The sequence below is a fragment of the Clostridium sp. CM042 genome (assembly GCF_055080995.1).
On the sequence record NZ_CM143646.1, the window covers coordinates 3,201,789 to 3,214,195 of the forward strand.

The 12,407-nt window shown below is 32.8% G+C and carries 10 protein-coding genes; 9 read left to right on the forward strand and 1 reads right to left on the reverse strand.

The genetic code is table 11. The features are described from left to right. The first annotated feature begins 71 nt into the window (after positions 1 to 71). The 9 genes from gap to ligA all read left to right on the forward strand — a co-directional run bounded on the left by gap (position 72) and on the right by ligA (position 12,107). Entirely contained in the window at positions 72 to 1,079 is a 1,008-nt protein-coding gene (gap, locus tag ACWJJ7_RS15225; RefSeq protein WP_462962843.1) for a type I glyceraldehyde-3-phosphate dehydrogenase, read from the forward strand. A 214-nt stretch (positions 1,080 to 1,293) separates the two neighbouring features. Beyond that, the gene (locus tag ACWJJ7_RS15230) at positions 1,294 to 2,490 is read left to right on the forward strand and encodes a phosphoglycerate kinase (RefSeq protein ID WP_462962844.1); all 1,197 of its coding nucleotides are present in this window, start codon (positions 1,294 to 1,296) and stop codon (positions 2,488 to 2,490) included. 93 nt (positions 2,491 to 2,583) lie between these two features. Continuing rightward, complete coding sequence (gene tpiA, locus ACWJJ7_RS15235; RefSeq protein ID WP_462962845.1) at positions 2,584 to 3,330, forward strand: triose-phosphate isomerase; 747 nt, start codon at positions 2,584 to 2,586, stop codon at positions 3,328 to 3,330. 177 nt (positions 3,331 to 3,507) lie between these two features. Further along, entirely contained in the window at positions 3,508 to 5,037 is a 1,530-nt protein-coding gene (gpmI, locus tag ACWJJ7_RS15240; protein WP_462962846.1) for a 2,3-bisphosphoglycerate-independent phosphoglycerate mutase, read from the forward strand. A 230-nt stretch (positions 5,038 to 5,267) separates the two neighbouring features. Further along, on the forward strand, positions 5,268 to 6,563 hold the full coding sequence (eno, locus tag ACWJJ7_RS15245; protein ID WP_462962847.1) for a phosphopyruvate hydratase: 1,296 nt from the start codon (positions 5,268 to 5,270) through the stop codon (positions 6,561 to 6,563). 112 nt (positions 6,564 to 6,675) lie between these two features. Beyond that, positions 6,676 to 6,906, forward strand: coding sequence for a preprotein translocase subunit SecG (secG, locus tag ACWJJ7_RS15250; RefSeq protein WP_462962848.1), 231 nt, complete (start codon positions 6,676 to 6,678; stop codon positions 6,904 to 6,906). A 196-nt stretch (positions 6,907 to 7,102) separates the two neighbouring features. Then, positions 7,103 to 7,405, forward strand: a complete 303-nt coding sequence (locus ACWJJ7_RS15255) for a YerC/YecD family TrpR-related protein (protein ID WP_462962849.1) — start codon at positions 7,103 to 7,105, stop codon at positions 7,403 to 7,405. A 295-nt stretch (positions 7,406 to 7,700) separates the two neighbouring features. Continuing rightward, positions 7,701 to 9,959 carry a DNA helicase PcrA gene (gene pcrA, locus ACWJJ7_RS15260; protein WP_462962850.1) on the forward strand — a complete coding sequence of 753 codons (2,259 nt, stop codon included), beginning with the start codon at positions 7,701 to 7,703 and terminating at the stop codon, positions 9,957 to 9,959. Positions 9,960 to 10,112: 153 nt separating this feature from the next. Beyond that, on the forward strand, positions 10,113 to 12,107 hold the full coding sequence (ligA, locus tag ACWJJ7_RS15265; protein WP_462965010.1) for an NAD-dependent DNA ligase LigA: 1,995 nt from the start codon (positions 10,113 to 10,115) through the stop codon (positions 12,105 to 12,107). A 58-nt stretch (positions 12,108 to 12,165) separates the two neighbouring features. On the opposite strand, the gene ACWJJ7_RS15270 is transcribed toward ligA, so the two are convergent. Then, positions 12,166 to 12,399 (reverse strand): hypothetical protein, encoded by a 234-nt coding sequence (locus ACWJJ7_RS15270; RefSeq protein ID WP_462962851.1) that lies wholly within the window; start codon positions 12,397 to 12,399, stop codon positions 12,166 to 12,168. Positions 12,400 to 12,407 lie beyond the last annotated feature (8 nt).

Consider the following 12,407-nt stretch of genomic DNA (forward strand, 5'->3'; position numbering starts at 1 on the left):
TGATTTGATTAATAAAAAAATTATATATTTACATATAATTATGTTAATAAAATTTAGGAGGTTTTGCCAAGATGGTAAAAGTAGGAATTAATGGATTTGGAAGAATAGGAAGAAATGTATTTAATGCTCTAGTGAAAAATTATTCAACAGAATTAGAAGTAGTAGGAATCAATGATTTAACAGATGCTGCAACACTCGCACATCTTTTAAAATATGATTCACTTTACGGAAAATTCGACGGAACTGTAGAAGCTAAAGAAAATGCAATAGTAGTTAACGGAAAAGAAATTAAAATATTTGCAGAAAGAGAACCAAAGAACATTGACTGGAGTTCACTTGGAGTAGAAATAGTATTAGAATCAACAGGATTCTTTACAGATGCTACTAAAGCAAGCGATCATTTATGTGTAAGTGTTAAAAAAGTTCTTATATCTGCACCAGCAAAAAATGAAGATATAACAATAGTTATGGGAGTTAACGAAGAAAAATATGATTCAGCTAAACATAACGTAATATCAAATGCATCATGTACAACAAACTGTTTAGCACCATTTGCTAAAGTTTTAGACAGAGAATTTGGAATAGTTAAAGGCTTAATGACTACAATTCATTCATATACTGGAGATCAAAGATTATTAGATGCTCCACACAATGATATGAGACGTGCAAGAGCGGCTAACCTATCAATGATTCCAACTACAACAGGAGCAGCAAAAGCAGTAGCATTAGTTTTACCACAATTAAAAGGAAAACTAAACGGATTCTCATTAAGAGTTCCAACTCCAACAGTTTCATGTACAGATTTAGTTTGCGAAGTTTCAAAGAATGTTACTGTAGAAGAAGTAAATGCAGCATTTAAGAAAGCAGCTGAAACTGAAATGAAAGGAATACTTGGTTGTTGTGAAGAACCATTAGTTTCAATTGATTTCAAAGGAGACGAAAGATCTTCTATAGTTGATGCTATGTCAACTATGGTTATCGAAGAAAATATGGTTAAAGTTGTTTCATGGTACGATAATGAAGCAGGTTATTCAAATAGATTAGCAGATTTAACTAAATATGTTGCAGATAGACTATAAAATTTAATTTTATTATAAAACTGTAATTATAGTATTAAGGTCTGGTTTTATAGTTAGTCTATGGAACCGGACCTTTTTATATTTTATTAATATAAGGCACATTCAAATAAATATCAAGATAATAGTAAATAATAATTAGTAGGGTAGTATATTTATATGAATGTGATTAAATTATAAGATTTTTGATTATAAAACATATGAGAGGAGAAGGTGTATGCAATTTAATAAGAAAACAATTGAAGATATTGAGGTTAAAGGTAAAAAAGTTTTAGTGAGATGTGATTTTAATGTACCATTAAAAGATGGAGTAATCACAGATGTAAATAGATTAGTAGGTGCAATGCCAACAATAAATTATTTGATAAAAAAAGGTGCGAAAGTTATTTTATGTTCACATCTTGGAAAACCAAGTGGAGAACCAAAACCTGAACTTTCTTTAGCGCCAGTTGCTAAGAAATTAAGTGAAATGTTAAATAAAGAAGTAGTCTTTGCAGCAGACCCAAATGTAGTTAGTGATAATGTAAAATCTGCCGTATCAGAAATGAAAGACGGAGATGTTTTATTATTAGAAAATACAAGATATAGAAAAGAAGAAACTAAAAATAAAGAAAACTTTTCAAAGGAATTAGCGTCTCTTGCAGATATATTTGTAAATGATGCCTTTGGAACAGCTCATAGAGCTCATTGTTCTACAGTTGGTGTAACACAGTTTATTGAAACTTCGGTATGTGGATATTTAATTCAAAAGGAATTAAAATTCTTAGGGGATACAATAGATCACCCTGTTAGACCTTTCGTAGCAATTTTAGGTGGAGCTAAGGTTTCAGATAAAATAAATGTTATTGAAAATTTACTTGAGAAGGTGGATACTTTAATAATTGGTGGAGGAATGGCTTATACATTCTTAAAAGCCGGAGGTTATTCTATCGGAAGTTCACTAGTTGAAGAAGAGAAAGTACAATATGCTAAAGTTATGATGCAAAAAGCTGAGTCAAAAGGAGTTAAATTTTTAATACCTGTAGACAATATTGTTGCAGATAGATTTTCAGCTGAGGCAGAGCCAGTAGTTACTGAAAGTCAAAATATTGCTGATGGGTTTATGGGACTTGATATTGGACCTAAGACTTGTGAAATGTATAAAGGTGCTATAAGCATTGCTAAAACTATCGTTTGGAACGGACCAATGGGTGTATTTGAATTTGCAAATTTTGCAAAAGGAACAATAGCTGTAGCGGAAGCTATGTCAAAAGTCGATGGGACTACTATAATAGGTGGTGGAGATAGTGCAGCAGCTGTTAATCAATTAGGATTTGGAGATGAAATGACTCATATATCTACAGGTGGTGGAGCATCTCTTGAATTTTTAGAAGGTAAATTATTACCAGGGATTGAAGCTCTTACAAATAAATAGTTAAATAAAATATTTCGAATTTTTAAACATACATTAATTGTTGTCCGGATAATGATTATTACTTACCACAAAAGAATACTTGGAGGTTTTTTGATGAGAAAAGGTATAATTGCAGGAAATTGGAAGATGAATAAAACTGTAGCTGAAGCAGTAACTTTAATTGAGGAAATGAAACCGTTAGTTAAAGATGCAAAATGTGATGTTGTAGTTTGTCCTACATTTTTATGTTTAGATGCAGTAATAAAGGCAAGTAAAGGTACCAATATAAAGGTAGGAGCTCAAAACATGCATTTTGAAGAAAATGGTGCTTTTACAGGTGAAGTTGCACCAGGAATGCTAAAAGATATGGGCGTTGAATATGTTATAATTGGCCATAGTGAAAGAAGACAGTATTTCAATGAGACTGATGAAACTGTAAATAAAAAGCTTAAAGCTGCTTATAGCCATAATATTATCCCTATACTTTGTGTAGGAGAAACTCTTAGTGATAGAGAAGGAAATATTACAGAAAAGGTCTTAGCAAATCAAGTGAAATTAGATTTAGAAGGACTTACAAAAGAGCAAGTAGAAAAATTGGTTATTGCTTATGAACCAATTTGGGCTATAGGTACAGGTAAAACTGCAACTGCTGATCAGGCTAATGAGACAATTGCATTTATAAGAGCAACTGTTGGAGCTATGTTCGGGAGTGATGTTGCAGAAAAGGTTAGAATTCAATATGGTGGATCTGTTAAACCAGCAACTATAAAAGAACAAATGGGTAAATCAGACATAGATGGTGGATTAATTGGAGGAGCTAGCCTTAAGGCAGAAGACTTCTCAGGAATAGTAAACTATTAAAATATTTTAAATAAATGGATCCACTAATGTGGCTAAGCTACTAAAGTAGATTAAGCTACATTAGTGGATTCATCTACTTTAGTATATTAATCTACATTAGGTAGTTAATGATAATTGTGAATTATCAATACATATACATGTGTTTTGATTTTAGAAATAACGGATGGGGGAACAAAAATGTCAAAAAAACCAGTAATGCTAATGATTTTAGATGGACTTGGATTATCAAGTAACGTAGACGGAAATGCAGTAGTTGCGGCAAATAAACCAAACTATGACAGATTAATAAAGGAATATCCAAGTACGAAATTAACTGCAAGTGGCCTAGAGGTAGGACTACCAGCGGGTCAAATGGGAAATTCAGAAGTTGGTCACTTAAACATAGGTGCTGGTAGAATTATATATCAAGCACTTACAAAAATAACAAAAGAAATTGAAGAAGGAAACTTTTTTGAAAACCTTGCTTTTAATAAAGCTATAGATAAAGCTATTAAGGCAAATTCTTCTGTGCATCTTTTAGGATTATTGTCTGATGGAGGAGTCCACTCTCATATTGATCATTTAAAAGCTTTAATAAAGCTTGCTAAAGATAAAGGTGCTAAAAAGGTTTATGTTCATGCTCTTTTAGATGGTAGAGATGTGCAACCAGGTTCAGCACTAAAATACATATCAGAAATAGAAGAATATATGAATGAAATAGGTCTTGGAAAAATTGCTACTGTATGTGGTAGATATTATGCTATGGATAGAGATAAAAGATGGGAAAGAGTTGAGCTTGCATATGATGCTATGGTTTTATCTAAGGGTGAGGAAAACACCTCAGCAATAGAGGCGGTTAAAAAAGCTATCCATGATAATAAGACAGATGAATTTGTTCTTCCCACTGTTATAATGGAAAATAATAAGCCTGTTTCAGCTATAAGCAATAACGATAGTGTAATATTCTTTAATTTTAGGCCGGACAGAGCTCGCGAACTTACTAGAGCAATAAATGATAAAGTATTTGATGGCTTTAAAAGAGAAACTTTAACTTTAAACTTTGTATGTACTACTCAATATGATATTTCTATAGAGAATGTTGATGTGGCATATACTCCAGAAAGTTACACTAATACGCTTGGAGAATATGTTAGTAAAATGGGTAAAAAGCAGTTAAGAATAGCGGAAACTGAAAAATATGCCCATGTTACATTCTTCTTTAATGGAGGGGTTGAGGCTCCAAACGCCAATGAAGATAGAGCATTAATTCCATCGCCTAAAGTAGCAACATATGATTTATTGCCAGAAATGAGTGCGTATGAGGTTACAAAAGAATTATTAAAGAGACTAGAAACGGATGAATACGACATGATTATACTTAACTTTGCTAACCCAGATATGGTAGGTCATACAGGCGTTTTTGAAGCAGCTAAAAAAGCTATAGAAACAGTGGATGAATGCCTTGGGAAAATTGTTGAGTGCGTTATTGGCAAGGACGGCAGCGTATTTATAACTGCAGACCATGGAAACTCTGAACAAATGATTGATTATTCGTCTGGGAAGCCTATGACAGCACATACTACAAATTTAGTTCCATTCACATACGTTTCAAATCACAGTAATGGTCTAAAAGATAGTGGAATATTGGCGGATATTGCTCCAACTATGCTCCAAGTTATGGGACTTAGTGTACCAAGTGAAATGACAGGAAAATCTTTAATTAAATAGATTAAATCATCTCCTGCGGAGCTGCAATATTAACGACTTCAGAAGGAGATTTATACTCCCGCTTATAGAAGTGGAAGACTTTCCTTCTGAAATGTCGTTAAACGAAAACTAAATTGAATTATATATTAACTAAGATTAACTTAAGTTTCCTTAAAATATAAGATTATCTTAAGTTAACTTAGGATATAATAATATAGAGAAAAAAATTGGAGATTCGGAGGTAAGATAACATGAAAAATTTTATTGAAATAATTGATATTTATGCAAGACAGATTTTGGACTCAAGAGCATTTCCAACTGTTGAAGTTGAAGTAACACTCGAGGATGGAACAATAGCAAGAGCATCAGTGCCATCAGGTGCTTCTACTGGCATATTTGAGGCAGTAGAGTTAAGAGATGGAGACAAGGATATATATGGCGGTAAAGGAGTTTTAAAAGCTATTGATAATGTAAACAATCTAATAGCTGAAGAGATAGTTGGAATGAATGTATATGATCAAATAGCAATTGACAAAGCAATGATAGCCCTTGATGGCACACCTAATAAGGCTAAACTAGGTGCTAATGCAATTCTTGGAGTATCTCTTGCATGTGCTAGAGCGGCTGCTGAGTCATTAGGGCTCGGACTATATCAATATATTGGTGGAGTAAACGCTAAAGTTTTACCAGTTCCAATGATGAACATTATAAATGGTGGAAGCCATGCTGATAATAATGTAGACTTACAAGAGTTTATGGTTATGCCAGTTGGAGCAACTTCTTTTAAGGAAGCTTTAAGAATGAGTGCAGAAGTTTACCATTCATTAAAAGCATTATTAAAAACTAAGGGACTCGCTACTGGTGTTGGTGATGAAGGCGGATTTGCTCCAGATTTATCATCAAACGAAGAAGCTATAAAAATCATAATAGAAGCTATAGAAAAAGCTGGATATGTTCCAGGAAAAGATATCTATATAGCTCTTGATCCAGCAGCTTCTGAATTCTTTGAAGATGGAAAATACAATTTAGCTTCAGAAGGAAGAATATTAACTCCAGAGCAAATGGCTGACTACTATGTAGAACTTGTTAATAAATACCCAATTATATCTATTGAAGATGGAATGGCTGAAGAAGATTGGGAAGGCTGGAAGTACTTAACTGATAAAATAGGAGATAGAGTTCAATTAGTTGGAGATGACTTATTTGTAACCAACACTGACAGATTAAAAATGGGAATTGAAAGAAAAACTGCAAATTCAATTCTTATAAAATTAAACCAAATAGGTACATTAACTGAAACACTAAATGCTATAGAAATGGCTGAAAGGGCAGGATATACTGCAGTAGTTTCTCATAGATCAGGAGAAACTGAAGATACTTCAATAGCTGATTTAGTTGTAGCGATGAATGCAGGACAAATTAAAACTGGTGCCCCAGCTAGAAGCGAAAGAGTTTCTAAATACAATCAGTTATTAAGAATAGAAGAGGAATTAGAAGAAATGGCTGAATACAGAGGATTAAAAGCATTCTATAACATAAACAGATAATTAATTAAGAGTATAGTCTTTATAGGCTATACTCTTAAATTTTACAATTCATTGTAAACTGTCTTAGAGTATGCTAAAATAATTATGTATTCGATGAATTGGAGGTGTACACATGCATAGTTTTCTAGTAGTTTTACAGGTTATAACTTCAATTGCTATAATTGTATCTGTTATGATGCAACCTAGTAAATCAGATGGATTAAGTGGCCTTATAGGAGGAACTTCTGAAACTTTTTTTGCTAAAAATAAAACAAAAACAGCGGAATCATTACTAGTAAGAATTACAGTAGTTTCAGCAATTTGCTTTGCTATAACTACAGTGATGTTAAATTTAGTTAAATAGTATAATTATCTAAGTAATAATTTAGGTACAATCAAATAAATATTTTATACTTCACAGCAGTTTATTTAAAAAAAATTTAATAAGCTGCATTTTTTATATGATTTTTAAGGGGTTAGGTGATGATTTAATAGTATACGAGGAATATAGATGATAAAATTGTATTAAAGTAATCTGTGATTATTAGAGGTGAAGGATGATGAGTGAATACAGTTCTAAATTAGAAAGTAAGGATATGAATTCTCTTTTTGAGGGTATTTTAAGCCTGCAAACAAAGGAAGAATGCTATAGATTTTTTGAAGATTTATGCACTATAAATGAGATTAAAGCATTTGAGCAAAGGCTTCAAGTAGCAAAAATGTTAGCAGATAAAAGGACCTATTTGGATATAGCAGGTGAAACAGGGGCAAGTACTGCTACAATAAGTAGAATCAGCAGAGCATTAAATTATGGTAGTGATGGGTATAAACTTATATTAGAGCGTTTGAAATTAGTGAAATAAGTGTATTCATTTTTAACGACATTTCAGAAGGAATGTATCCCACGTTTATAAGCGGGAGTATAAATCTCCTTCTGAAGTCGTCAATACAGCTCCGCGGGAGATGATTTAATTGTGGATAGAGAGGGACGGTTAATATATATTTGCTCAGTTTAATTAAGTTAAAGGAGTAAACATAAATTAACCGTCTATATTTTTAAAATTGTTTAAGTCTTCGTAGTCTGTGATATAATTATAGGTATCTTTATACCTTAAAGAGAAGTAGTAATGCTAGATCTAATATATAAGGAGTGGTTTCATGGATTTAAAAAGTTTGTTAAACAAAGAGCAGTGCGAGGCTGCAATAACAGTTGATGGCCCATTGCTAATATTAGCTGGAGCGGGATCTGGGAAAACTAGGGTTTTGACCTATAGAATTGCGCATATGATTCAGGATTTAGCTATATATCCGTCTCAAATTTTATCCATAACTTTTACTAATAAAGCGGCTGGTGAAATGAAGGATAGAGTGCGTTCCCTAGTAGGCAATATAGCGGATAATATGTGGATTTCTACCTTCCACTCTAGTTGTGTTAGGATTTTAAGGCGAGAGATAGATAGGCTGGGATATAATAAGAATTTCACTATTTATGATAGCTATGATCAAAAAAGTTTGATTAAACAGTGTATGAAGGAACTTCAAATAAATGAAAAAGATCTAACAGATTCAGAAATTTTAGGTAAAATATCAAATGCTAAAAACGAACTTATTAGTCCACAGAAATTTAAAAAAGAAAATGAAAGCGATTATAGAAAAAACAAAATCGCTGATGTGTATGTTCTTTATCAAAAAAGACTAAAAGGTAATAATGCACTAGATTTTGATGATTTAATATTTAAAGCTGTCGAACTGTTAAAAAATAATAAGGATGTTTTGGATTTCTATCATTCAAAATTCAAGTACATTATGGTTGATGAGTATCAAGACACAAATAAAGCACAGTATGAGCTTATAAAGCTTTTAGTAGATGAGCGTGAAAATATATGCGTAGTTGGAGATGATGACCAATGTATTTATGCTTGGAGAGGTGCGGATGTCACCAATATCTTAGATTTTGAAAAAGATTATCCAAAGGCAAAGGTTGTTAAGCTCGAGCAAAATTATAGATCTTGCGGAAATATACTTATGGCAGCTAATGAAGTTATAAGAAATAATTCTCAAAGAAAAGATAAGGCTCTAAGGACTGAAAAAGATTGTGGAGAGAAAATTAATTTATATAGAGCATTTACAGATAGAGACGAGTCAAATTTTGTAGCAAGCCAAATTAAGAGAATTATGACTGAGGAAAATAGAAGCTATAAGGACTTTGCAATTTTATATAGGATGAATTCTCAATCACGTATTTTTGAGGAGAGTTTCAGAAAAAATTTAATTCCATATAAAATAGTAGGGGGATTAAAATTCTATGATAGAAAAGAAATAAAGGATATAATGGCGTATTTAAAGCTTATTAATAATCCGCTTGACGATATCGCTTTAAAAAGAATTATAAATGTACCTAAAAGAAGTATAGGAGATGCAACTATTCAAAAGATTCAAGAATTTGCAACAGGTATAGATCAATGCTTGTATAGTGCTATTCTAGATGTAGATTTTATACCTACATTGACAACTAGAAATAAAGCATCTATAAGTAAGTTTGTAAGTCTTATGAATAGCTTTATGGCCAAAAATGAAACAGGGACAGTCTCTGAGTTAATCAAATCTATAATAAGTGATACAGGGTATTTAAAGCAATTAGAACTTTCTAAGGAACCAGAGGATGAGAGCAGGGTAGAAAATATAAAGGAATTAGTATCAGATGCTGTAGAATTTGAAAGAACTTCAGAAGATAAGTCGCTTTTAACATTCTTAGAAGGAGTAAGTTTAGGTTCGAGCACTGATGACCCTGATGAAACAGTAGAGACTGCGGCAATGATGACTGTTCATAGTGCAAAGGGGTTAGAATTTCCAGTAGTATTTATGGTTGGTATGGAAAATGGGATATTCCCCGGCATGTCTTCGCTTAACAACTTTACTGAAATGGAAGAATCAAGGCGCCTGTGCTATGTTGCTATAACAAGGGCGGAGGAGAAGCTCTACATAACATCTGCCGAGAGTAGAATGGTATTTGGAAGAAATGTTGGGTATCAGCCTTCTGATTTTATCAGTGAAATTTCTCCGGATTTAAAAGAAGTTATCGGGGGAGCTAAAAATAGGACTGTGCAGGTATTAAAGAGAAAAAACACTGGAAATTCACAAAATTATAACCCGCATGGACTACTAAGTAAAACTTCGCCTCAAGATTATGCATCAGCTACAGCGAAAGGAAATGATCCAGGGCAGCAAAGTGTCAATAGTGAGAATGCTATGAATAGAGAAGCTACGGTAGGTAGGAAAGTTAGACATACTAAATTTGGAATAGGTACCATAGTGTCAAAATCGAGTTCTGATAATGATACAATGATTTCAATAGCGTTTGATAACATGGGAATAAAAAAGTTGATATTAGATAAAGCGCCTTTAGAAATGTTATAAGGCACATGAAAATAGGGCTAGCATACTGATTTGCTATTTATTTGAATGCGCTAAGGCGTTTTGGATAAAATAGCTAGTAGTGTGCTAGTTATTTTATTTCATATACCTAGCAGATGAACGTTGATTTCGTGGGAAAGGGTGTAGTTTATGAAAATTAGTGTAAAAGATGAAATTGAAGAATTAAAAAAGACAATTAAATATCACAGTGATAGATATTACAACCAAGATAATCCGGAAATATCAGATTATGAATATGATCAATTGATGCTTGCGCTTAAAGCAATAGAGAAAGAATATCCAAAACTTATCACCTTAGAGTCCCCAACTCAAAACATAGGTGGAAATGCTAAAAGAAAAGCTGGGGTATTAGTAAAACATAATGTGCCAATGCTCAGTTTGCAAGACGTATTTACAAAAGAAGAAGTCTATGCTTATGTAAATAAAATGATTGAAGAACTCAGTGATCCAACATTTGTTGTTGAACTTAAAATTGATGGTTTGTCAATGTCACTACGTTATGTAGAAGGTAAATTAACAGTAGCTGTAACTCGCGGTGATGGAATCATTCAAGGTGAAGATGTCACTGAAAATGCTAAAGTAATTGGGGATGTTGCGCGGAAACTGAAAGAGCAAGTTCCATACCTCGAGATTCGTGGTGAGGTATATATGGCAAGTGCCGCGTTTGATAAGGTTAATGAACAACAAGAACTATTAGGGAAAAAGATATTTGCTAATCCAAGGAACTGTGCTGCTGGTACATTAAGGCAGTTAGATAGTAAAATAACAAAGGAAAGACAATTATCACTGTTTATTTTTAATATTCAAGATGTCAAAGGAATTGAATTTAAAACACATACCGAAGGTTATGAATGGTTAAAAAAACAGGGTGTAAAAGTTATTGAGAATTATGTGAAATGTAAAACAGCTGATGAAGTGTGGAATACTATCCAGGCTATAGGAGAAGATAGAGGTAATTTAGCATACGACATTGACGGAGTTGTTATAAAAATTGATAACTTGGAAGATAGAAAAAAACTTGGTAATACTTCAAAAGTTCCCAAATGGGCTATAGCATATAAGTTCCCTCCAGAAGAAAAAGAAACAAAATTGATTGATATTGAACTATCAGTAGGAAGAACCGGAAGAATTACTCCTACAGCAATTTTTGAACCAATTCGCTTATGCGGAACATCTGTATCTAGAGCAATTCTTCACAACCAAGATTTTATCAATGATTTAGATATAAGGATTGGAGATATAATTGTTGTATACAAATCAGGAGAGATTATCCCGAAAATTAAGGCTGTAGTCAAAGAAAAACGTTCTGAGAAGCTAAATAGATTCCAAATTCCAGACCGATGCCCGGTATGTGGAACCCCTACTGTCCGTGAAAATGATACGGCTGATATCAAATGTACAAACCCTAACTGTATGGCGCAATTAGAAAGACACATAATTAATTTTGTTGGTCGGAATGCTATGGATATAAAAGGATTTGGTACGGCTTATATTAAGGAACTCATCCGTTTAGAATATATTAAAGATGTAGCAGATGTATATTCACTGTTTAATTACCGCGCGGAGCTTATAGAGAAAGGTATAATTGGAAAAGAAAAGAATACAGATAAGTTACTAGATGCTATAGACAAATCAAGGGGAAATGAAGCACAAAGGTTGCTAACAGGCCTCGGAATTCCTAATATTGGAAAGATAGCAGCGAAATCCATAATGAAGCATTATAAATCTATTGAATGTTTGCAAAATACAACATTGGATGAACTAATAGAGGTTTCTGATATAGGTGAAATAAGTGCTTTGTGTGTACTAAGATTTTTTGAAGATAATAAAAACAGAGAAATAATTGATAGGTTAAAAGAGTATGGCGTAAATATGGCTGTAGAAGACTCAAATCAGGTCGATAATCTATTTAACGGGTTAACATTCGTTGTAACTGGAACCCTTACGTCAATGGGGCGTAGTGATGCCACATCGATAATAGAAAATCATGGAGGAAAAGTATCAGGTTCTGTTTCTAATAAAACAAGTTACGTTTTAGTAGGCGAGAATGCCGGAAGTAAGCTTACCAAAGCTCAAGAGCTTGGAATTACAGTTATATCTGAAGAAGAACTAGTAAATATGTTAAAATAGTGTGGAAAATGTAAGAAAGACGTCAAATGACGTCTTCTTTATGTTGAGCTACTAATATTTATTTTTCACCTGGACTAGAAATATCTTCGACTTTAAAATCATCTTTAGAATATTCTTTGTGTTCATGCTTTGAAGATGAGCTAGAGGCATTTTGTAGAAGTTTTTCCAATAAATAATTTTTATATCTTAACTGATTAAATATTTTAATTAATAAAATAAAGCCCCATATTGAGGTAAGCATAAAAATTAACATGGCAAGTATAGCAATAATTTGAACAGTGTTGATTAACATGGAGAAGA